This is a genomic window from Rossellomorea sp. ABR4_004 (assembly GCF_056159585.1).
Genome location: NZ_JBSWVM010000002.1, coordinates 73,105 through 93,628, shown reverse-complemented (window position 1 = coordinate 93,628; position 20,524 = coordinate 73,105). Strand labels below are relative to the sequence as shown.

Here is a 20,524-nt window from a genome sequence, read left to right as displayed (position 1 = left end):
GGTATCATGGCTAAGTATATAGAAATGATTCGCATCCGCTTTCTCATGATGCTGGCGTATCGAACTAACTATTATAGTGGAATATTAATATACAGTATCAATATTGGAGCTTACTATTTCTTATGGCAGGCTATCTACGGAGGAAAAAGTGATATTGAAGGATTATCAATCATTCAAATGACGACGTATGTGGCCGTTTCATGGATGGCGAGGGCCTTTTACTTTAATAATATCGACCGTGAGATCGCTCAGGAAATCAAGGAGGGGAAAGTGGCGGTTGAATTTATCAGACCCTATAACTATCTGGGGATGAAGACGATGCAGGGACTCGGAGAGGGAGTCTTCAGACTGTTGTTTTTCTCGTTCCCGGGAATGATTATTGTCAGCCTCATCTTCCCGCTGCAAATAGGTACAGGGTTTGATACTTTGGGCTTATTTGCGATTTCAATCCTGTTTAGCTTCATTATCAATACACAAATCAATTTATTGACGGGTATCACGACCTTTTTCTTATTTAATAATGATGGTCTCATCCGGGCGAAACGGGTGGTCATTGATTTGTTTTCCGGCTTATTGCTGCCGATTCATTTCTTCCCCCTTTGGGCGCAAAATGTGATGGGATACTTACCGTTCCAAAGTATAAGTTATGTTCCCAGCATGATTTTCACCAATGGTTTTACGACTTCTGAATCATTCAACGCCATTCTTATGCAGGGCGTATGGTCATTGATTCTTCTTGTACCAATCAAGATACTATGGGTCATGGCAAAAAAACAGATGATTATTCAAGGAGGGTGACAGATGTTTTATGTAAAGATGTTTTTTCAATATGTCGCCCAATATATGAAGATCAGGCTGCAATACAGGGCCGACCTGGTTGTCGAGATTCTTTCTGATTTACTGTTTCAGGCAGTTAACCTCGTATTTATCCTGGTCGTGTTTGGCCATACTCAGCTTCTGAGCGGGTGGACAAGAGACGAAATTATTTTCATATATGGTTTCTTCCTGGTCCCGTTTGCACTATTCAGTTCGTTCTTCAATATTTGGGACTTTAACGACCGGTATGTGGTGAAGGGTGAGTTCGACCGGATCCTGACCCGTCCCATACACAGCTTGTTTCAAATTATCTTAGAACGAATGGAACTGGAGTCGCTCTTCGGAGTGGTAACGGGCCTCTCGGTTATGTTCTACGCCGGGGGAAGACTGGATATTACCTTTGAATGGTACGAACCCGTTTTATTTATCCTCTTTGTAATCGGGGGAGCTCTTGTGTATGCAGGAATCTTCATCGCCCTTGCAAGCATCGGGTTCTGGTCGGATGCGAAAACGTCGATCATGCCGATGATGTACAATATCGGTAACTATGGAAGGTACCCCGTTGATATCTATAATAAAGTGATCCGATTCGTGTTAACGTGGATTCTTCCATTCGCGTTTGTTGGAGTCTATCCATCTGCTTTTTTCCTGGAAAAGACGGAATGGTATCCATATTCGTTTCTGACTCCATTTGTGGGCATCGGATTCTTCATCTTCTCAATCGTGTTATGGAATGAAGGAGTGAAACGATACAGGGGTGCAGGTAACTAGAATGAATCTGAAGTATCAAGCGTACATATAGGAAGACAAGCAGAAAAAAGAGGGTATGTACATGCTTTATATCATTGGATTTTTCATTCTGTTTTGCATGGTGATGAGTTTACGGGCATTATTTTATCCTTCAAGGTGGAAAGAGCATCACGTTTCACTTCTTCATTTTCTCTTTTTAGGAATGAGCTATATCACGATCATGATTGGATTCGGTCTTCTGTTCACACTCTTTGAGCTTGAAGGAATTCCGATTCTCGTTGAGGGAGGGGAACCCTTAACCGGAAACTTTTTAGATCATTTTTTCACTACGATGTATTTCAGTGGCATCACCCTTTTCTCCGTAGGATATGGGGATGTAACTCCTGTTGGGATCGGGAGAGGAATTGCCCTCATTGAGTCATGGCTCGGTTACACCATACCTGCCGCTTTTGTCGTGAAATCATTTTTAAACTACGAAAACAAGTAGCATATGGTTTGAGTTTTTCACTCCCATTGGGTACGCTAAAGTTAGAAATTATTCAATGGAGGCGAAGATACATGACAGTGGGTCAAAAAGCACCGGAATTTGAATTACTTGCAAGTAATGGAGAAAAGGTGAAGCTTTCAGATTACCAGGGGAAAAACGTGGTTCTTTATTTCTATCCAAAGGACATGACCCCAGGTTGTACGACAGAGGCATGTGATTTCAGGGATCAACATGAAAACTTTGAGAATCTGGATGCCGTTATCTTAGGGGTTAGTCCGGATCCCGTTGATAAGCATGAAAAGTTTGTAGACAAACATGGACTTCCGTTCCTTTTGCTTGTCGATGAAGATCATAAAGTGGCAGAGGAATACGGTGTGTGGAAGCTAAAGAAGAACTTCGGGAAAGAATATATGGGGATTGAACGTTCTACCTTTATCATCGATAAAGAAGGAAACATGTCCAAGGAATGGAGAAAGGTGAAAGTGAAGGGACATGTGGAGGAAGCTCTTCAATACATTCAAGAGAACCTTTCTTGAACCTATTTTTCAGCCTATTTTAAGAATCTTGAGGCTTTTGTCCATTCACAAGAGAGGTAAAGACATATAGTAAGAGTAGGGCAACCTCCTCAAATAAGTCAGTCTCATCCGTGTAAGGATCGACCAGGTCGATCCTCTTTTTTTATGCTTTTAAGGATGCTTAAAATAGGGTGATACGGTACTAATATGGTAAAATAATGGGCAATAGGGATGGGAGGCAGCTACATGAAAATTATCTTCACATTTCAACCTAAGGAAGAGTTTGTCTCAGACTTAAAGAATCGTTTCCATGAGGTTGAGTTTCTTTTTTATAAAAAAATCAAAGAAGCTGAAAATGAACTTTCAGAAGCAGAAGTGATTGTCACCATGGGGGAAGATCTGACCGACTTTCACATTGAAAAGAGTGAGAAATGCAAATGGATCATGGTCACCTCGGCAGGCCTTGAGAAGATGCCATTTAAAGCTATTAAAAAAAGAGGCATCCTGGTGACCAATGCAAGGGGAATCCATAGAATTCCTATGGCTGAGTTTACGATCGGGTTGATGCTTCAGCATGCAAAACAGCTTCAAGCAGTATGGAACCAGGAAGAAAATAGCGTTTGGAGCAGAAGACTCCCAACCTCAGAACTTCATGAAACCTCACTTCTTGTTCTGGGGGCAGGAGCCATTGGAGGAGAAATCGCACGATTGGCAAAAGCGTTTCACATGAAAGTGACGGGTGTGAACTCTTCCGGCTCTCCTACAGAACATTTTGACAGCATGTTTACCCTGAAGACATTTCAGAAGGAGCTGGCAAATGCCGATTACATTGTATCCGTTCTGCCCAGTACTGAAAAAACGAAGCATCTCCTGCAGGTTGAGCACTTTGAACAAATGAAGGACACGGCTGTTTTCATCAATATAGGTCGTGGGGATCTCGTGGAGGAATCCGTTCTCCTTGAAGTAAGTGACAAGAAGTTAATACAACATATGTACCTTGATGTATTTGAAAATGAACCATTACCAGAGGATCACCCGTTCTGGCAGAATGAAGGCATAACGGTGACGCCTCATCTTTCCAGCATCACAAAAAAATACATGCCAAGAGCACTTGATATATTTAAAAAGAATTTAACTACATATCGTAAGAATAGTGAAAACTATATTAACGTGATCGATGCAGAGAGGGGATATTAGGATGAAAATTTATACGAAAACCGGAGATAAGGGAACAACGTCATTGGTATACGGAACCAGAGTATCAAAAAAAGATCAGCGGGTTGAGGCATACGGGACATGTGATGAAGCGAATTCCATGATTGGTTTAGGTCTAAGCTACATTAAATCTGAATATTTTGATGGAAAAGAAAAGTTTGAGGAGTTCTTTCATAAGGTGCAAACGATTCTCTTTCATGTTGGAGCGGAACTGGCTACTCCTGCAGGAAAAGAAGTGAAGTGGAAGCTTGAACAATCACATATTAAAGAATTGGAAGAGCAAATCGACTTTCTTGATGGTGCCCTTACGCCCCTTAGCAATTTCATCCTTCCGGGAGGTCAGCCTGCTGGAGCTGCACTTCATACGGCGAGAACAATCGTAAGAAGAGCCGAAAGAGAAGCGGTTGGAATTGATGAAGACATTAATCCGTTGGTCCTTTCTTATCTGAACAGACTTTCCGACTATCTATTCGTCGCAGGGCGCTATATAAACCAGCAGCTCGGGGAACAAGAGAAAAACTTACATGAGTAACTAGGGAGAAAGATTGACAAATGGGACCGTTGATTAGTACACTATTTATAAACATTATAAAATAATAATTCTTATGAAAAGAGGTGCATGACGATGTCTGAAGAAGGACAATTAAAGGAAGCGATTTCGACATTGAAGGAAACGGGAGTCCGTATTACTCCTCAACGTCATGCGATATTAGAGTATCTCATTGATTCAATGGCTCATCCAACTGCTGATGACATATATAAAGCACTCGAAGGGAAATTCCCGAACATGAGTGTGGCTACTGTATACAATAACTTACGCGTTTTCCGTGAAGTAGGATTAGTAAAAGAGTTGACTTATGGTGATGCTTCAAGTCGCTTTGATTTTGTGACAACCGATCATTACCATGTCATCTGTGATGGCTGTGGGAAAATGGTTGACTTCCATTATCCTGGGCTGGATGAAGTTGAGCAATTGGCTTCTCATGTGACGGGTTTCAAGGTGAACAACCATCGAATGGAAATCTATGGAACGTGTCCTGACTGCTCAACAAAGGAAACCCACTAGGTAAGGATGGTCCTACTATCAGGGCCATTCTTTTTTGATGTTAAAAAAAGACCTTCTGCAGAAGGTCTTTTCTCATTTGGGTTATCTTTTCTTTTTATTATAGTCCTCATCAAACTCTTCGCCTTCCAAGTTCGGATCAAGAGTCAATGGTTCATTACAATACATACACATATCTACCCGTCCAAGGACCTTTGTGACCTTCCCACAATTAGGACATGTGACTTGAACAGCCTTAGTGGATAGCATCCCGATCCAGAAATAGACAACCGTGCTTCCAATGATCGCCAGAAAACCCAGCAGCATGAATGTTGTCATAACCCATGGATGTTCTCTAAAATATATACCTACGTACATAATGATAAATCCGATGAAAACCAAACTTAAGGCAAACGTACGGATTTTATTAATTTTACTCGAATACTTAGCCATTTGTTTGTCCCTCCTAAAAAAATACTATACCATAATTGTTGTGATAAGAGGGATACGAAACCGTTTTGTCGAAAAATGACTATATTCAGAGAAGGAAATCACCTTTGAATGTCGAAATAGTAACCAACCAATGAGTGATGTGGAGGAGTATGAAATGGAAGACATTTTACGACCGTTATACCAAGAGCGTACAAGTCACCCCAATACTTTAGGAGCGCTTTTAATAGAACAAAGCAAGAAATCCAGTCCGTTAACGGATACTTTTGATATTGTCCTTTTTCTAGTGGTGAAAGAAGCTGAAGAGCCGGTATTCATTAAACACTATTCTTATAAAGAACAGAAGGCAGCCTTACATATCGTAACGGAAGCTAAGTTAAATGAGTGGATATTACTCGGGTCCAACCGAAAAGTGATCGATTGGCTATTTAATGGAAAGGTACTGTTCGATCGCAACGAATATATTCATAATCTTAAAACAGAGTTAAGAGATTTCCCGTTCTATGGCAGAAAGATAAAGATGGGGATGGAATTTGCCAAACTGATTCGTCGTTACATGGATGGTAAAGAATTCTTTGAAAGTAAACATTATTTAGATGCCTATAATCACATTGTCCATTCCTTACACCATCTCGCCAGGCTTGCAGTTATCGAAAACGGATTTCATCCGGAGGTTACAGTATGGAACCAGGTAAAACAAATAGAACCTGAAATCTACAAATTGTATGAAGAACTCGTAACAAGTGATGAAGAGATCGATAAACGACTTGAACTGCTGTTTCTGGCAAGCGAGTTTCTCATTCACTCAAGGACGAATGTTTCAACTGAACATCTATTAAGCGTTCTGAACCAGAAAGAACATTGGACATTCCAGGACCTTCTCAATCATTCAGAGGCCAAACATTATTCAGTGGATTTAAGCATGCTCATTGAATATCTGACAGACAAAGGACTCGTTGAAATTGTAAATGTAGAGACAAAGGGACAAGGGATTTATCACCGCTATTATCGAGCAGTAAAATAATTATAGTGAAATATTAATTATTCGTTGACTTCAATATGAAACCTTGTTATATTAGTAAATGTCGCTGCTGAACGACGACAACGAGCGGTCAGTGGCGACTTAAAAATCTTAAAAAGTTGTTGACAGTAACTCCATAACTTGGTAAGATAAAAAAGTCGCTTAAACGAAGCGATTACACATTGAACCTTGAAAACTGAACAAAACAAGACAATACGTCAACGTTAATTCTAGATTTATTTTTAAGAGCTATTCAAACTTTTATCGGAGAGTTTGATCCTGGCTCAGGACGAACGCTGGCGGCGTGCCTAATACATGCAAGTCGAGCGGATTGATGGGAGCTTGCTCCCATCAATCAGCGGCGGACGGGTGAGTAACACGTGGGTAACCTGCCTGTAAGACTGGGATAACTCCGGGAAACCGGGGCTAATACCGGATAACTCATTTCCTCGCATGAGGAAATGTTGAAAGGTGGCTTTTAGCTATCACTTACAGATGGACCCGCGGCGCATTAGCTAGTTGGTGAGGTAACGGCTCACCAAGGCGACGATGCGTAGCCGACCTGAGAGGGTGATCGGCCACACTGGGACTGAGACACGGCCCAGACTCCTACGGGAGGCAGCAGTAGGGAATCTTCCGCAATGGACGAAAGTCTGACGGAGCAACGCCGCGTGAGTGATGAAGGTTTTCGGATCGTAAAACTCTGTTGTTAGGGAAGAACAAGTACCGTTCGAATAGGGCGGTACCTTGACGGTACCTAACCAGAAAGCCACGGCTAACTACGTGCCAGCAGCCGCGGTAATACGTAGGTGGCAAGCGTTGTCCGGAATTATTGGGCGTAAAGCGCGCGCAGGTGGTTCCTTAAGTCTGATGTGAAAGCCCACGGCTCAACCGTGGAGGGTCATTGGAAACTGGGGGACTTGAGTGCAGAAGAGGAAAGTGGAATTCCAAGTGTAGCGGTGAAATGCGTAGATATTTGGAGGAACACCAGTGGCGAAGGCGACTTTCTGGTCTGTAACTGACACTGAGGCGCGAAAGCGTGGGGAGCAAACAGGATTAGATACCCTGGTAGTCCACGCCGTAAACGATGAGTGCTAAGTGTTAGGGGGTTTCCGCCCCTTAGTGCTGCAGCTAACGCATTAAGCACTCCGCCTGGGGAGTACGGTCGCAAGACTGAAACTCAAAGGAATTGACGGGGGCCCGCACAAGCGGTGGAGCATGTGGTTTAATTCGAAGCAACGCGAAGAACCTTACCAGGTCTTGACATCCTCTGACAACCCTAGAGATAGGGCTTTCCCCTTCGGGGGACAGAGTGACAGGTGGTGCATGGTTGTCGTCAGCTCGTGTCGTGAGATGTTGGGTTAAGTCCCGCAACGAGCGCAACCCTTGATCTTAGTTGCCAGCATTCAGTTGGGCACTCTAAGATGACTGCCGGTGACAAACCGGAGGAAGGTGGGGATGACGTCAAATCATCATGCCCCTTATGACCTGGGCTACACACGTGCTACAATGGACGGTACAAAGGGCAGCAAGACCGCGAGGTTTAGCCAATCCCATAAAACCGTTCTCAGTTCGGATTGTAGGCTGCAACTCGCCTACATGAAGCTGGAATCGCTAGTAATCGCGGATCAGCATGCCGCGGTGAATACGTTCCCGGGCCTTGTACACACCGCCCGTCACACCACGAGAGTTTGTAACACCCGAAGTCGGTGAGGTAACCTTTTGGAGCCAGCCGCCTAAGGTGGGACAGATGATTGGGGTGAAGTCGTAACAAGGTAGCCGTATCGGAAGGTGCGGCTGGATCACCTCCTTTCTAAGGAAGATTTAACTAAAACGTTTGACACGTCGAAGTTTTGTTCAGTTTTGATGGTTTGATATCCATCAAAACTTTTTGTCTCTTACGAGATCAAAAAGTGTTTGTTCTTTGAAAACTAGATAAAGATATAATTGATAGTCAAGAAATTACCGAGTATCGCCATTTTAGGTTTTAAACCTGATGTAACAACCAATTCGGTTAAGTTATGAAGGGCGCACGGTGGATGCCTTGGCACTAGGAGCCGACGAAGGACGGGACTAACACCGATATGCTTTGGGGAGCTGTAAGTGAGCTTTGATCCAGAGATTTCCGAATGGGGGAACCCATTGTTCGTAATGGAACAATATCCTTACTTGAATACATAGAGTATGGAAGGCAGACCCAGGGAACTGAAACATCTAAGTACCTGGAGGAAGAGAAAGCAATTGCGATTCCCTGAGTAGCGGCGAGCGAAACGGGATGTAGCCCAAACCAAGAGGCTTGCCTCTTGGGGTTGTAGGACACTCTATACGGAGTTACAAAGGAATGAAGTAGACGAAGAAGTCTGGAAAGGCTCGTCAAAGAAGGTAACAACCCTGTAGTTGAAACTTCATTCCCTCTTGAGTGGATCCTGAGTACGGCGGGACACGTGAAATCCCGTCGGAAGCTGGGAGGACCATCTCCCAAGGCTAAATACTCCCTAGTGACCGATAGTGAACCAGTACCGTGAGGGAAAGGTGAAAAGCACCCCGGAAGGGGAGTGAAATAGAACCTGAAACCGTGTGCCTACAAGTAGTCAGAGCCCGTTAACGGGTGATGGCGTGCCTTTTGTAGAATGAACCGGCGAGTTACGATCCCATGCAAGGTTAAGTCGATGAGACGGAGCCGCAGCGAAAGCGAGTCTGAATAGGGCGAATTGAGTATGTGGTCGTAGACCCGAAACCAGGTGATCTACCCATGTCCAGGATGAAGTTCAGGTAACACTGAATGGAGGTCCGAACCCACGCACGTTGAAAAGTGCGGGGATGAGGTGTGGGTAGCGGAGAAATTCCAATCGAACTTGGAGATAGCTGGTTCTCTCCGAAATAGCTTTAGGGCTAGCCTCATGTGTAAGAGTCTTGGAGGTAGAGCACTGTTTGGACTAGGGGCCCTCATCGGGTTACCGAATTCAGACAAACTCCGAATGCCAAAGACTTATCCATGGGAGTCAGACTGCGAGTGATAAGATCCGTAGTCGAAAGGGAAACAGCCCAGACCACCAGCTAAGGTCCCAAAGTATACGTTAAGTGGAAAAGGATGTGGAGTTGCTTAGACAACCAGGATGTTGGCTTAGAAGCAGCCACCATTTAAAGAGTGCGTAATAGCTCACTGGTCGAGTGACTCTGCGCCGAAAATGTACCGGGGCTAAACGTATCACCGAAGCTGTGGATTGACACCTCTAGGTGTCAGTGGTAGGAGAGCGTTCTAAGGACTGCGAAGCTAGACCGTAAGGACTGGTGGAGTGCTTAGAAGTGAGAATGCCGGTATGAGTAGCGAAAGATGGGTGAGAATCCCATCCACCGAATGCCTAAGGTTTCCTGAGGAAGGCTCGTCCGCTCAGGGTTAGTCGGGACCTAAGTCGAGGCCGATAGGCGTAGACGATGGACAACAGGTTGATATTCCTGTACCACCTCTTTTCCGTTTGAGCAATGGGGGGACGCAGGAGGATAGGGTAAGCGCACTGCTGGATATGTGCGTCTAAGCAGTTAGGCTGATGATGAGGCAAATCCCATCATCGCATAAGGCTGAGCTGTGATAGCGAGCGAATTATAGTAGCGAAGTTCCTGATTCCACACTGCCAAGAAAAGCCTCTAGCGAGGAAAAAGGTGCCCGTACCGCAAACCGACACAGGTAGGCGAGGAGAGAATCCTAAGGTGAGCGAGAGAACTCTCGTTAAGGAACTCGGCAAAATGACCCCGTAACTTCGGGAGAAGGGGTGCTCTGGTAGGGTGCAAGCCCGAGAGAGCCGCAGTGAATAGGCCCAGGCGACTGTTTAGCAAAAACACAGGTCTCTGCGAAGCCGTAAGGCGAAGTATAGGGGCTGACGCCTGCCCGGTGCTGGAAGGTTAAGAGGAGTGCTTAGCGCAAGCGAAGGTGCGAATCGAAGCCCCAGTAAACGGCGGCCGTAACTATAACGGTCCTAAGGTAGCGAAATTCCTTGTCGGGTAAGTTCCGACCCGCACGAAAGGCGTAACGATCTGGGCACTGTCTCAACGAGAGACTCGGTGAAATTATAGTACCTGTGAAGATGCAGGTTACCCGCGACAGGACGGAAAGACCCCGTGGAGCTTTACTGTAGCCTGATATTGAATTTTGGTACAGCTTGTACAGGATAGGTAGGAGCCTTGGAAGCCGGAGCGCCAGCTTCGGTGGAGGCATCGGTGGGATACTACCCTGGCTGTATTGAAATTCTAACCCGCGCCCCTTATCGGGGTGGGAGACAGTGTCAGGTGGGCAGTTTGACTGGGGCGGTCGCCTCCTAAAGAGTAACGGAGGCGCCCAAAGGTTCCCTCAGAATGGTTGGAAATCATTCGCAGAGTGTAAAGGCACAAGGGAGCTTGACTGCGAGACCTACAAGTCGAGCAGGGACGAAAGTCGGGCTTAGTGATCCGGTGGTTCCGCATGGAAGGGCCATCGCTCAACGGATAAAAGCTACCCCGGGGATAACAGGCTTATCTCCCCCAAGAGTCCACATCGACGGGGAGGTTTGGCACCTCGATGTCGGCTCATCGCATCCTGGGGCTGTAGTCGGTCCCAAGGGTTGGGCTGTTCGCCCATTAAAGCGGTACGCGAGCTGGGTTCAGAACGTCGTGAGACAGTTCGGTCCCTATCCGTCGTGGGCGCAGGAAATTTGAGAGGAGCTGTCCTTAGTACGAGAGGACCGGGATGGACGCACCGCTGGTGTACCAGTTGTCTTGCCAAAGGCATCGCTGGGTAGCTATGTGCGGAAGGGATAAGTGCTGAAAGCATCTAAGCATGAAGCCCCCCTCGAGATGAGATTTCCCATCACGTATGTGAGTAAGATCCCTAGAAGATGACTAGGTAGATAGGTCAGAGATGGAAGCATGGCGACATGTGGAGTTGACTGATACTAATCGATCGAGGACTTAACCACACTATAAAGCGGAGGCGGCTTGAACAGAGACGACAAGTATTTCTGGGCAATCAGAAGAGGGTGCCTTTTACCCTCAGCTGATTGAACTGAAATGACCTCGAGTCTCTAGCCGCCAGAGCTGGAATGGTATCTACTTGAAGAAGTAGATGCAACAATTGGTCGGTATTCGGCTTTCTTGACATCAATTCTTTATTTAGTTTTCAGGGAATAAATTTTATATGAAAATATAAAAAAACCTTGAAAAAATTTATCTACGCGATATAATAGTACTTGTCCTTAAAAAAGAGGCAAGAAATAGTCTGGTGACAATGGCGAAGAGGTCACACCCGTTCCCATGCCGAACACGGAAGTTAAGCTCTTCAGCGCCGATGGTAGTTGGGGGATCTCCCCCTGTGAGAGTAGGACGTCGCCAGGCATATCGTTCCGCAGTAGCTCAGTGGTAGAGCTATCGGCTGTTAACCGATCGGTCGCAAGTTCGAATCTTGCCTGCGGAGCCATCATATGGAGAGCTGTCCGAGTGGCCGAAGGAGCACGATTGGAAATCGTGTAGGCGGTTAATGCTGTCTCAAGGGTTCAAATCCCTTGCTCTCCGCCATAATTTTTCTTCTTATTAAGGCCCATTGGTCAAGCGGTTAAGACACCGCCCTTTCACGGCGGTAACACGGGTTCGAATCCCGTATGGGTCACCAACACTTTCTATTTGAAAGTAATAAACAATCAATATTTCGGAGGATTAGCTCAGCTGGGAGAGCATCTGCCTTACAAGCAGAGGGTCGGCGGTTCGATCCCGTCATCCTCCACCATTAACAAATTATATCGTCGCGGGGTGGAGCAGTTCGGTAGCTCGTCGGGCTCATAACCCGAAGGTCGCAGGTTCAAATCCTGTCCCCGCAATACCATTTTTGACTTAGGATAGGATAATCCTTGAAGAGTCACGCATGGATAGTTATTTTCGCTATCGCGAGGTAATGAAAGTTATTTTGCTGACGCAAAAAACTCTGGTCCGGTAGTTCAGTTGGTTAGAATGCCTGCCTGTCACGCAGGAGGTCGCGGGTTCGAGTCCCGTCCGGACCGCCATTTTTATTTTTACATAGTGGCTCAGTAGCTCAGTTGGTAGAGCAATGGACTGAAAATCCATGTGTCGGCGGTTCGATTCCGTCCTGAGCCACCATTTATCACTATTACTTGATGCCGGTGTAGCTCAACTGGTAGAGCAACTGACTTGTAATCAGTAGGTTGGGGGTTCAAGTCCTCTTGCCGGCACCACTCGAGTGATTTAATATGTGGAGGGGTAGCGAAGTGGCTAAACGCGGCGGACTGTAAATCCGCTCCTTCGGGTTCGGCAGTTCGAATCTGCCCCCCTCCACCAAGATTTTTTACGAAGCGTCACGAAGTAAAATAATATTTCTTAAACTTTGCGCAGCGAAGCGGAACAATATGCTTCAAAGGGAATAGCATGAGGATTCACTGGAAACTAATTATATTTCATAGGGGTATAGTTTAAAGGTAGAACGAAGGTCTCCAAAACCTTTGGTGTGGGTTCGATTCCTACTACCCCTGCCAATTTTATCATGGCGATTGTGGCGAAGTGGTTAACGCACCTGATTGTGGTTCAGGCATTCGTGGGTTCGATTCCCATCAGTCGCCCCATAAAAGTCACATTTTCATTTCCGTGACATATACTATCAGTGGGCTATAGCCAAGCGGTAAGGCATCGCACTTTGACTGCGACATGCGTTGGTTCGAATCCAGCTAGCCCAGTAGTGCGGAAGTAGTTCAGTGGTAGAACACCACCTTGCCAAGGTGGGGGTCGCGGGTTCGAATCCCGTCTTCCGCTCCAATATTAAGGCGGCATAGCCAAGTGGTAAGGCATGGGTCTGCAAAACCCTGATCACCGGTTCAAATCCGGTTGCCGCCTCCAAATGTAATGCCGGTGTGGCGGAATTGGCAGACGCGCACGACTCAAAATCGTGTTCCTCTGGAGTGCCGGTTCGATCCCGGCCACCGGTACCATTTATCGTACATATGACGGCGTTCTACTAACGTAGGCGTCGTCTTTTTTCGTGTAATGACCTTTTAAATGGTCGTACGCACCGTTAAGCCCCGTTTTCCTAATCGATAGGAAGGCGGGGTTTTTTTATTTGCGAAAAAGTAGACGAGATAATCGATTAAATGGAGCCGAGATCCAAGCCGTGGAAAAGTCCTTAAAGGGGCGTGAAGTCCATTTTGACGAGGGGTTACGGCTATTCATAGCAGACGGAGAACGAAAAGCCTTACGAGAGTACACGTTAAATTACTACCGTCGTGAGTGCAATGACTTTCGAAAATACTTAGTGCGCGAGGATAGACCGTTAGATTTAAACCAGGTCGTGCGCGATGACATCGACAAATTTATCGAGGACATGCAGAAGGAACGTGGGCTAAAGGTAGGGACGATCAATACGAAGCTACGAGCGATACGGACCCTTTTTAATTTCCTGGGAGATTCGAAATACATCGATGACAACCCGATGAAGAAATACCCGTTGCTAAAGGATAGGAAGGCGAACATAGAAACGTTTAATCTAACACAGTTGAAACGGTTGTTAAATGCACCGGACCTACGAACCTTTACCGGGCAACGAGACTATACGTATCTACTATTATTGCTTGAAACAGGACTACGTTTGAACGAGGTAGCCGGTGTACTGGTGGAGGACGTTAAACTCAGCGAGGGACAAATCTTCGTTAGAAACACGAAAAATCACATGCACCGATACGTTCCGATTACATCGAAAATGAAGGAGCAGCTACGAAGGTACTTAAAGGTTCGGGGCACATGCGAGACGGATCACTTATTCGTAACGATAGATGAAACGGCTATGACCCGGAGCGCCTTGCAGAAGTTAGTCTCACATTACGGGAAGAAGGCGGGCATAAAAGGGGTTCGATGTTCACCGCATACACTCCGACATACATTTGCGAAGTTATCCGTGATGAACGGAGCAGGCATATTCGAATTACAGAAGATACTCGGACATTCCTCGATGGAAATGGTACGGGTTTACGTGAATTTGTACTCGAGCGAGGTATCGGACAGGCACAAGGAGTTTTCACCGTTGAACAGTCTCGACTTATAAACGAAGGCAAATAAAAAAGGACGCAACCACCCGACATAAAGACGAATGATATACGACCTACTCGACAAGTAAAGTATATCGCAAAAAACGGTAGTTTCGCAAGTGTCTTTACTATGCGATTTTAACCGAACATACGTACGGGTATTACCGTCCTTCAAATGGAGGGCAACGTAATGGATCAAGTCTATTTAACTACCGATTTAATCGAATTAAAAGAGCACGCCACGTTTCGGCAGCAGTCCGAGATGGATAACGCAATTTACGAATACATAGAGCAACTACGAGCAGACGAGGTACCCGAATCAGTTATCGATGTGCTATTGTTTTTAGGTCGTTCAAGTCTTCGTGTCCTGGGCGTTAGTTTCGCCAAGTACGATACGATAGGTAAAGCAGTAGGTAAGTCGAAATCAACTGTTATCAGGGCTGTCAGGACGCTAAAAGAATACGGCATGATCGATGTAATCCCTACGTTAAAGAAGTGGAATGGCTACGGTGCCAGCCGAAAGAAATCCGTTAACGTAATACTAGTGACACCTCAGAATGAAACCACAGTAATCCCCGATGAAGCTACGTCAGACAAAGGACAAACTGACGAAACTCAATCCGAATCACTTGAATATAAGCATCAAGATCCTTACATATTAGATACGAGTACGGCAATTAAGAATTGTATTCCAACGCCAATATACGAGGCACTAAGTCCTTTCTATGAAACGAGTGACCTACAACGTTTAACGGGCATTGTATTTAGAGCGAAAGCTGCCGTTCATCGGGATATTCGATTGGAGCACCATGCAGAGCCGTTTAAGACAGTAGTTCTCGACTGTGTACGTAGATTAAAGCAAGGGACAATCGATAAGCTAGAAGGGTACCTTTACGTGTCTCTACGAAAGCTATTCAGACGTCTATCACTCGAGGAATCGTTTAGTTGGTGACGTCAGCTAGGCGTCCCTACCTTCTCCCTCATCGTACACATAGGAGCCATCGATATGCTATCGGAGGGAGGGACGTCAGGGTACGTCAGTGGACTCGGGAGTAGGTACGTCAGCTAGACGTTAGCACTCGATCCCTGAGGTTTTGGATAAATTTGTAAGATATTTTCATTAACCCGGCAGCCCGACGAGAGCGTGAATGCCCCCGGGGGGGTTAATCAATCAAACTATCAATACGTATTCTCATGTATGCAACCCTTGAAACGCCTTGAATTTGGGGCGTTGTGGGGAAATAGAATAACGAGTTCTTCAATCGTCTAAAAGTGTTAACTTATAGACGCGTGGATAAAACCGTAAATATTGATCGATTTTCATCTTGATATTCGTCTAGAAGTTAGTCTATAATTAAACGTATAAAAGATAGCAGACTTATAGATGTAATAATCGGGAGGTAATCGGAATGAAAATCGGATATGCACGAGTATCAACTGTAGGGCAAGACCTGGAAACGCAACAATCGTTATTACAAGCGGAAGGGTGCGAGAAGTTATACGTTGAGAAGGTAACAGGTACTAGTACGGCGCCACGTAAGGCACTCGCTGATTTGCTAGACAACGTTCGAGCGGGAGATACCGTCTATATATCGAAAATTGATAGGTTGGCGAGATCCATAACCGATTTGAATAAGATTGTGTCGGAGTTGAACGCGAAGGGCGTTAGTGTCGTATTTATTAAAGATAACATGCGATTCGATGCGGGTGAGAACGCTAGCAGCATGAACACGTTAATGTTTAACATCCTCGGTTCCTTTGCTCAGTTTGAACGTGATTTAATCGTTGAACGGACAACGGAAGGTCGGGATCGTGCGAAGAAGAACGGTAAACACATGGGACGTCCGGCGAGTAGCAGCGATAAGGAACTTCGAAAGGCTATCGAATTGTACCGGAATAAACAAGACAACGGAATGAGTATCGCTGATATCTGTAAACTAACTGGCGTAAAAAGGGCTACGTTATATGCGAAACTGAAAAAAGAATAAACTCTTCAACCCCTGAGTTTTCGGAGGTGTTCGTCCTCCGTGAGGGCGTTTCCCGGTAAATCTACATAGTGAACGAACGGCTACCGATGTTTTGTCGGTGGTCTTTTTGGTGTGCAACAAAGAAGACAAACACGTTTGCAGAGTCGGACGATAGTGTCGGGGGGCTTGTAAAGAAATTGTAATAAAGTTCATTAAAGTCACGCCAGGACTTCGATTGAAGACGTTGACTCGAGAGCAGTGTCGGGGCTTCATTTGGTACATTTTAATTAATCGACGCGGGGTTTAAAATCCTCGCAAGTAAGTTTACAGGGTTTTGTTGACTGTGTGACGTTGCTTCCCAGGAATCGTTCGTTTAAAGGGTAGCACGGTAAACGAGTCGGTATAAAAACTTTAAAGGCAGATGTCCCACGAATGGTGCGTTTTGGTCTATTAGTTAGTGACGGCTTTAAAATTTGATGTTGCACAAATGAGGGGCAAATTGGTTCTAGTAAGTGAAGGTGAAATGTCCCAAATTTAAATACTTTTTTGTTATTAGATATTGAAGGTACTTTTTAATCATCAGTCACGGATTACTTACAGGGAGGAAACGGAATGCAGCGGGAGACATTAAAAGCAATACGTACATTAAACGGACTATCACGGGAACAGTTCGCCAGGAAAATCGGAGTCAGTCGCTCGTTAGTGTCTTACATCGAACAAGGACGACGAATCATATCGGATGAAACGAAACGAAGGATCCATGCGGTTTATGGAGCTGAGTACATTTCTAAGGTACGAGAATTTACGGAATGAGGAACGGCAAGTCTACTAAAATACGAAAATATCAAAGGGAGCGATGTTAAATGGGTTTATTCAGTTGGAAGTGTGCAGTAAGTAGAAAAAGAGTAGCAAGTGTGTACCGAGGACGTGAGTCGGAGCAAAGCAAGTGCTATCTTATCACGCCAAGCAAAACGTACTTTGAGCCGGAATACGAAGGATACGGGATGTTCGGAGGTGCCGATGTATTCGAGTTACTAGGCGAGGGTGATCGCGATAAAGGTATTCACGATTACTTTAGTGGCAAGCCGGCATTTGACATAAAAGTTGTGTTAGCGAGCCAATACGAGGGTCAACGATACGAAGAGTTGCAGCCGTCAGAGGATTGCGAGCGACAAGGGTTCTTTTAATAGGATTAACGTAGAATACGTGTGCTGCGGTTATAGTCTCCATTCTCGGACACATATTGGTATATCAATTGGTGCGACTGAAAGGAGTACGGGAGCGAAGTGACCTTTACTACCTTTAATAACGATGCCAACGAGATATAAGCTCGCAAGCTCGCGCAATCAAAGATTGCCAACGCAATAGTGAAGAGTAACGTAAAACGTATAGACAGAAGGGGAATCGATGCTAACGGGTGGATACTGTATGGATACCATCGAAACGGAGTGACGGGTACTGATTGTATAGTATGTATAGAAAGAGTACCCTTCACGAAACAACGATTAAAACGCTAGTCGCCCGGCGCGACAATTAATATATGAAGGGGAGTCGATTTCATGACATTCAACCAAATCATTACGGGTACACGAGAGGTGGCGGATTTACCGTCAGTACCGCCGAGTAAATATGATAGGGAAACACACGCACTAGTCGAGCAGTGGGAAGTTGAACTTGATAAAAAAGACCGCAGGCAACGGACACCGAGCGAATTAATGTTCGCGTACCACATGTTCGACGGGTTCAAGGAGCAGCAGACGTTAACTAAACCGGTTATACTCGCATGCCCGCCAGGTTACGGAAAATCAACCGGCTTGAAGACATTCCTTCATCATATTGTGCGCACGGATCCAACCTATGGTGCTATCGTCGTTAAAGAGAAGATTGAAGACCTCGAGGTACTTGCGGACTACATCAACGCGGAGAACGGTAGGTACGCCTACTACATCAAAGGAAGCGACAAGTATGAAACACGCGAGCAGTACGATACACAGTTTGCCGAACAGGAGCGATACCCAATCGTTTTAATGTCGATGGAGCAGTTACGGTTACAGACGGTCAAGAACGGGCTGAAAGACTTCGGTAGCTTCGTACTGCACGGCACCAATCGTAAGATACGTCGGGGCAACCTATTCATCGACGAGCGCCCGAAGTTAACAGTATCTTCACTAATATCCGCACAAGACTTAACGAAATTCATGCAAGACATTAGAATGGTTGGCGCCGATCAGTATGTAGGAACCTACGAGCTACTTCGAGAGCTACGCAATCGAATTGAAGACACCGGTCTTGAACACGGCGACAAAGTGCCTGCACACGAAGGGTTCCAGTTACCACAGAGCTTAAAGGCGGCACTATTCGCTAGATACGGGCATGACGACGTAGCCAAGTTCCGGGCGCTCGAAACACTAATCGCTGAGGGAGGGTCAGTCGATAACATGCACGGCACGTTCAAATACTCGAGCACAATCCGTATCGCCTACGATTGGACGGTCTACAAAACGTTCATTATGGACGGTACAGGACGCTTCGATCCAAACTACATCACAAAAGATAACGACTTCACGGTACTAGCGCCCCCGCCCGAGCATCACGGTGAGAACATGGTATTTCATTTTTGCGACGAGTATCTGTTTTCCGGTAATCAGTTGAAGCAAGGAAAGGTAAACGTGCCCAACGTTGTCAGCGAGTGCAAGCGTATCCAACTGAAACACGGAGGACAGCTTTTAATCGTAGCAACTAAAGATTACATTGAGGCACTGGCGCCACACTATGAAGGGAACGAGGCATTCAAGCTCAAGCATTACGACGGTGGCCGAGGCAGTAATGACTACCGTGACAATGACACCGCGGTTTATATCGGTAACATGTTCAAAGGTGAGTACGTTTATCGCGGGGCTACCGAAGTGCTGCTTGACGGATTCATTGAACGTGAAGTAAAAGCGGGCACAACGCCAGGGAAACACGGCATAAAACTCGACGACCCATTAGTAGCTGAGTACCGTGACCTCGATCAAGCGGTAGACTTTACACAAGAAATTAACCGTATGCGTGCGAATAACAAGTCGCAGGACGTTAACATTTACGTACTAAACAAAGACCGTTCGATGATGGATCTTATTTATGCGGAATACCCGAAGGCTCGTCAAGAATCGTACAGTCCGGTTGATAAGTTAATTCACAGTGAAAGCACACAAGAGGATACGGTCGTTGAGTTCCTTAAGTCAATGGTTCACGGGCAGGAAATCGCTAAAAAGCAAGTACGTGAGCAACTCGGAGTTAAAGAGGATAACTTTAAAAAGATAATGAAAGGAGATCGAATAAAGGATGTCTGTAAAGAGTTAGGAATCGAGATAGCACGGTATAAGTTCAAGAAAAACGGCGGGGAGTAATAACACAACTCAACAAAACCGAGGAATTTCAATCCTTTGTTGTTCTTTATAAAGAAAATAGTTGACTCATAAAACAAACGTAAAGGGGAGCGATTTTTAATGACCACGGAACTAAACGATTTAAAGCGACTGGAAGCGAAGCACTTAGTTAAATACGATGGGGAAGACTTTAGCTACCGAAAGAAAACCGGACTCGAACGTTTTACTAACGTTGATAACGTAACACTCAAGCGAGCAAATCCGAAGACTACACTTGAAGGATTCGCCAATATGCTAATTGCCGATCACGAAAGACTCGAGATTGAATGGATCCGTGCGAATCCTCCGGTTTATGATCGTAGCTTTATTGAGAATAGGAACGTTTACTCAATTATGTCTTTGTATAGCGATTACAAGGATTTAATCGAATTCGGTTACCGGACATGGGACGATTACAAGACCGAACGGTGTAAGTGGCGCAGGTGCAAGCATGTATTCTGTATGAACGTCTACCCGATTGACCGCGACAATTTCCGAGGCAAACGTGCCAAGCGAAAAGACTCTAAGTATTGTTCGGAAGCATGTAAAGTAAATCACCGTGACGCAAAACGTAGACTTGAGAAAACAGGTTCACTGCTACCGGAATGGTTCTACTTGCCGAATATGTCCGAGTCAGTAAACGATCGCACACGTAGGCGGGAATGGGCTAGCGAATACGATGCACTGGAACGGGAAATAAACAAGCCAAAAGATGGTAACCGAAGAAAACCCAAAGAAACCCCGAAAGAAGCGTGTTAAAGCGGTGGAGAGAGCCCCATATAAGTGAGAAGACGAACGTT

16 protein-coding genes, 15 tRNA genes and 3 rRNA genes are annotated in these 20,524 nt (G+C 45.4%); 33 read left to right on the top strand and 1 reads right to left on the bottom strand.

The window, feature by feature from the left end:
- Nucleotides 1-6: 6 nt before the first annotated feature.
- The 7 genes from ACXAF2_RS13355 (at nt 7) to perR (ending at nt 4,849) form a co-directional block, all read left to right on the top strand.
- Nucleotides 7-798: an ABC transporter permease gene (locus tag ACXAF2_RS13355; protein ID WP_475139331.1), complete on the top strand. Its 792-nt coding sequence runs from the start codon at nt 7-9 to the stop codon at nt 796-798.
- Between the two features lie 3 nt (nt 799-801).
- Nucleotides 802-1,587 carry an ABC transporter permease gene (locus tag ACXAF2_RS13350; protein ID WP_044339702.1) on the top strand — a complete coding sequence of 262 codons (786 nt, stop codon included), beginning with the start codon at nt 802-804 and terminating at the stop codon, nt 1,585-1,587.
- Nucleotides 1,588-1,648: 61 nt separating this feature from the next.
- Nucleotides 1,649-2,053, top strand: a complete 405-nt coding sequence (locus tag ACXAF2_RS13345) for an ion channel (protein WP_475139330.1) — start codon at nt 1,649-1,651, stop codon at nt 2,051-2,053.
- Nucleotides 2,054-2,124: 71 nt separating this feature from the next.
- Nucleotides 2,125-2,589 carry a thioredoxin-dependent thiol peroxidase gene (bcp, locus tag ACXAF2_RS13340; RefSeq protein WP_475139329.1) on the top strand — a complete coding sequence of 155 codons (465 nt, stop codon included), beginning with the start codon at nt 2,125-2,127 and terminating at the stop codon, nt 2,587-2,589.
- A gap of 225 nt (nt 2,590-2,814) precedes the next feature.
- Complete coding sequence (locus tag ACXAF2_RS13335; protein WP_475139327.1) at nt 2,815-3,765, top strand: D-2-hydroxyacid dehydrogenase; 951 nt, start codon at nt 2,815-2,817, stop codon at nt 3,763-3,765.
- 1 nt (nt 3,766) lies between these two features.
- The gene (locus ACXAF2_RS13330; RefSeq protein ID WP_475139325.1) at nt 3,767-4,315 is read left to right on the top strand and encodes a cob(I)yrinic acid a,c-diamide adenosyltransferase; all 549 of its coding nucleotides are present in this window, start codon (nt 3,767-3,769) and stop codon (nt 4,313-4,315) included.
- A 93-nt stretch (nt 4,316-4,408) separates the two neighbouring features.
- Nucleotides 4,409-4,849: a peroxide-responsive transcriptional repressor PerR gene (gene perR / locus ACXAF2_RS13325; RefSeq protein WP_475139324.1), complete on the top strand. Its 441-nt coding sequence runs from the start codon at nt 4,409-4,411 to the stop codon at nt 4,847-4,849.
- Between the two features lie 81 nt (nt 4,850-4,930).
- On the opposite strand, the gene ACXAF2_RS13320 is transcribed toward perR, so the two are convergent.
- Nucleotides 4,931-5,278 (bottom strand): YgzB family protein, encoded by a 348-nt coding sequence (locus ACXAF2_RS13320; RefSeq protein ID WP_148968126.1) that lies wholly within the window; start codon nt 5,276-5,278, stop codon nt 4,931-4,933.
- A 154-nt stretch (nt 5,279-5,432) separates the two neighbouring features.
- Here ACXAF2_RS13320 and ACXAF2_RS13315 point away from each other — a divergent pair, with 154 nt between their 5' ends.
- The 26 genes from ACXAF2_RS13315 (at nt 5,433) to ACXAF2_RS13190 (ending at nt 20,483) form a co-directional block, all read left to right on the top strand.
- A complete protein-coding gene (locus tag ACXAF2_RS13315) occupies nt 5,433-6,299 on the top strand; it encodes a nucleotidyltransferase-like protein (protein ID WP_475139322.1) in 867 nt (288 codons plus the stop codon).
- 258 nt (nt 6,300-6,557) lie between these two features.
- Nucleotides 6,558-8,109, top strand: a 16S ribosomal RNA gene (locus tag ACXAF2_RS13310).
- A gap of 199 nt (nt 8,110-8,308) precedes the next feature.
- A 23S ribosomal RNA gene (locus tag ACXAF2_RS13305) occupies nt 8,309-11,245 on the top strand.
- 298 nt (nt 11,246-11,543) lie between these two features.
- Nucleotides 11,544-11,660 (top strand): 5S ribosomal RNA (rrf, locus tag ACXAF2_RS13300).
- The 16S, 23S and 5S rRNA genes sit together here with 15 tRNA genes alongside, the layout of an rRNA operon.
- A 7-nt stretch (nt 11,661-11,667) precedes the next feature.
- A tRNA-Asn gene (locus ACXAF2_RS13295) sits at nt 11,668-11,742 on the top strand.
- A 6-nt stretch (nt 11,743-11,748) separates the two neighbouring features.
- A tRNA-Ser gene (locus ACXAF2_RS13290) sits at nt 11,749-11,840 on the top strand.
- Nucleotides 11,841-11,859: 19 nt separating this feature from the next.
- Nucleotides 11,860-11,934, top strand: a tRNA-Glu gene (locus tag ACXAF2_RS13285).
- A 38-nt stretch (nt 11,935-11,972) separates the two neighbouring features.
- Nucleotides 11,973-12,048: transfer RNA gene (locus ACXAF2_RS13280), tRNA-Val, on the top strand.
- Nucleotides 12,049-12,065: 17 nt separating this feature from the next.
- Nucleotides 12,066-12,139: transfer RNA gene (locus ACXAF2_RS13275), tRNA-Met, on the top strand.
- 106 nt (nt 12,140-12,245) lie between these two features.
- Nucleotides 12,246-12,322, top strand: a tRNA-Asp gene (locus ACXAF2_RS13270).
- A gap of 18 nt (nt 12,323-12,340) precedes the next feature.
- A tRNA-Phe gene (locus ACXAF2_RS13265) sits at nt 12,341-12,416 on the top strand.
- 19 nt (nt 12,417-12,435) lie between these two features.
- Nucleotides 12,436-12,511, top strand: a tRNA-Thr gene (locus ACXAF2_RS13260).
- A 19-nt stretch (nt 12,512-12,530) separates the two neighbouring features.
- A tRNA-Tyr gene (locus ACXAF2_RS13255) sits at nt 12,531-12,614 on the top strand.
- A 120-nt stretch (nt 12,615-12,734) separates the two neighbouring features.
- Nucleotides 12,735-12,808, top strand: a tRNA-Trp gene (locus ACXAF2_RS13250).
- 11 nt (nt 12,809-12,819) lie between these two features.
- Nucleotides 12,820-12,895, top strand: a tRNA-His gene (locus ACXAF2_RS13245).
- A 39-nt stretch (nt 12,896-12,934) separates the two neighbouring features.
- A tRNA-Gln gene (locus ACXAF2_RS13240) sits at nt 12,935-13,006 on the top strand.
- Nucleotides 13,007-13,010: 4 nt separating this feature from the next.
- Nucleotides 13,011-13,085: transfer RNA gene (locus ACXAF2_RS13235), tRNA-Gly, on the top strand.
- A gap of 7 nt (nt 13,086-13,092) precedes the next feature.
- Nucleotides 13,093-13,166: transfer RNA gene (locus ACXAF2_RS13230), tRNA-Cys, on the top strand.
- Nucleotides 13,167-13,174: 8 nt separating this feature from the next.
- A tRNA-Leu gene (locus ACXAF2_RS13225) sits at nt 13,175-13,258 on the top strand.
- Between the two features lie 128 nt (nt 13,259-13,386).
- A complete protein-coding gene (locus ACXAF2_RS13220) occupies nt 13,387-14,364 on the top strand; it encodes a tyrosine-type recombinase/integrase (protein WP_475139321.1) in 978 nt (325 codons plus the stop codon).
- Nucleotides 14,365-14,537: 173 nt separating this feature from the next.
- A complete protein-coding gene (locus tag ACXAF2_RS13215; protein ID WP_475139319.1) occupies nt 14,538-15,299 on the top strand; it encodes a hypothetical protein in 762 nt (253 codons plus the stop codon).
- Nucleotides 15,300-15,756: 457 nt separating this feature from the next.
- Nucleotides 15,757-16,335, top strand: a complete 579-nt coding sequence (locus ACXAF2_RS13210) for a recombinase family protein (protein ID WP_475139318.1) — start codon at nt 15,757-15,759, stop codon at nt 16,333-16,335.
- A 591-nt stretch (nt 16,336-16,926) separates the two neighbouring features.
- Nucleotides 16,927-17,127 carry a helix-turn-helix transcriptional regulator gene (locus ACXAF2_RS13205; RefSeq protein ID WP_475139317.1) on the top strand — a complete coding sequence of 67 codons (201 nt, stop codon included), beginning with the start codon at nt 16,927-16,929 and terminating at the stop codon, nt 17,125-17,127.
- A 50-nt stretch (nt 17,128-17,177) separates the two neighbouring features.
- Nucleotides 17,178-17,501 carry a hypothetical protein gene (locus ACXAF2_RS13200; protein WP_475139315.1) on the top strand — a complete coding sequence of 108 codons (324 nt, stop codon included), beginning with the start codon at nt 17,178-17,180 and terminating at the stop codon, nt 17,499-17,501.
- 372 nt (nt 17,502-17,873) lie between these two features.
- Complete coding sequence (locus ACXAF2_RS13195) at nt 17,874-19,706, top strand: hypothetical protein (protein ID WP_475139314.1); 1,833 nt, start codon at nt 17,874-17,876, stop codon at nt 19,704-19,706.
- A gap of 99 nt (nt 19,707-19,805) precedes the next feature.
- A complete protein-coding gene (locus tag ACXAF2_RS13190) occupies nt 19,806-20,483 on the top strand; it encodes a hypothetical protein (RefSeq protein WP_475139313.1) in 678 nt (225 codons plus the stop codon).
- Nucleotides 20,484-20,524 lie beyond the last annotated feature (41 nt).

Bases quoted from the DNA above. Each gene is read 5' to 3' on its own strand.
- ACXAF2_RS13355 (WP_475139331.1), top strand. From the start codon at position 7: ATGGCTAAGTATATAGAAATGATTCGCATCCGCTTTCTCATGATGCTG.
- ACXAF2_RS13350 (WP_044339702.1), top strand. From the start codon at position 802: ATGTTTTATGTAAAGATGTTTTTTCAATATGTCGCCCAATATATGAAG.
- ACXAF2_RS13345 (WP_475139330.1), top strand. From the start codon at position 1,649: ATGCTTTATATCATTGGATTTTTCATTCTGTTTTGCATGGTGATGAGT.
- bcp (WP_475139329.1), top strand. From the start codon at position 2,125: ATGACAGTGGGTCAAAAAGCACCGGAATTTGAATTACTTGCAAGTAAT.
- ACXAF2_RS13335 (WP_475139327.1), top strand. From the start codon at position 2,815: ATGAAAATTATCTTCACATTTCAACCTAAGGAAGAGTTTGTCTCAGAC.
- ACXAF2_RS13330 (WP_475139325.1), top strand. From the start codon at position 3,767: ATGAAAATTTATACGAAAACCGGAGATAAGGGAACAACGTCATTGGTA.
- perR (WP_475139324.1), top strand. From the start codon at position 4,409: ATGTCTGAAGAAGGACAATTAAAGGAAGCGATTTCGACATTGAAGGAA.
- ACXAF2_RS13320 (WP_148968126.1), bottom strand. From the start codon at position 5,278: ATGGCTAAGTATTCGAGTAAAATTAATAAAATCCGTACGTTTGCCTTA.
- ACXAF2_RS13315 (WP_475139322.1), top strand. From the start codon at position 5,433: ATGGAAGACATTTTACGACCGTTATACCAAGAGCGTACAAGTCACCCC.
- ACXAF2_RS13215 (WP_475139319.1), top strand. From the start codon at position 14,538: ATGGATCAAGTCTATTTAACTACCGATTTAATCGAATTAAAAGAGCAC.
- ACXAF2_RS13210 (WP_475139318.1), top strand. From the start codon at position 15,757: ATGAAAATCGGATATGCACGAGTATCAACTGTAGGGCAAGACCTGGAA.
- ACXAF2_RS13205 (WP_475139317.1), top strand. From the start codon at position 16,927: ATGCAGCGGGAGACATTAAAAGCAATACGTACATTAAACGGACTATCA.
- ACXAF2_RS13200 (WP_475139315.1), top strand. From the start codon at position 17,178: ATGGGTTTATTCAGTTGGAAGTGTGCAGTAAGTAGAAAAAGAGTAGCA.
- ACXAF2_RS13195 (WP_475139314.1), top strand. From the start codon at position 17,874: ATGACATTCAACCAAATCATTACGGGTACACGAGAGGTGGCGGATTTA.
- ACXAF2_RS13190 (WP_475139313.1), top strand. From the start codon at position 19,806: ATGACCACGGAACTAAACGATTTAAAGCGACTGGAAGCGAAGCACTTA.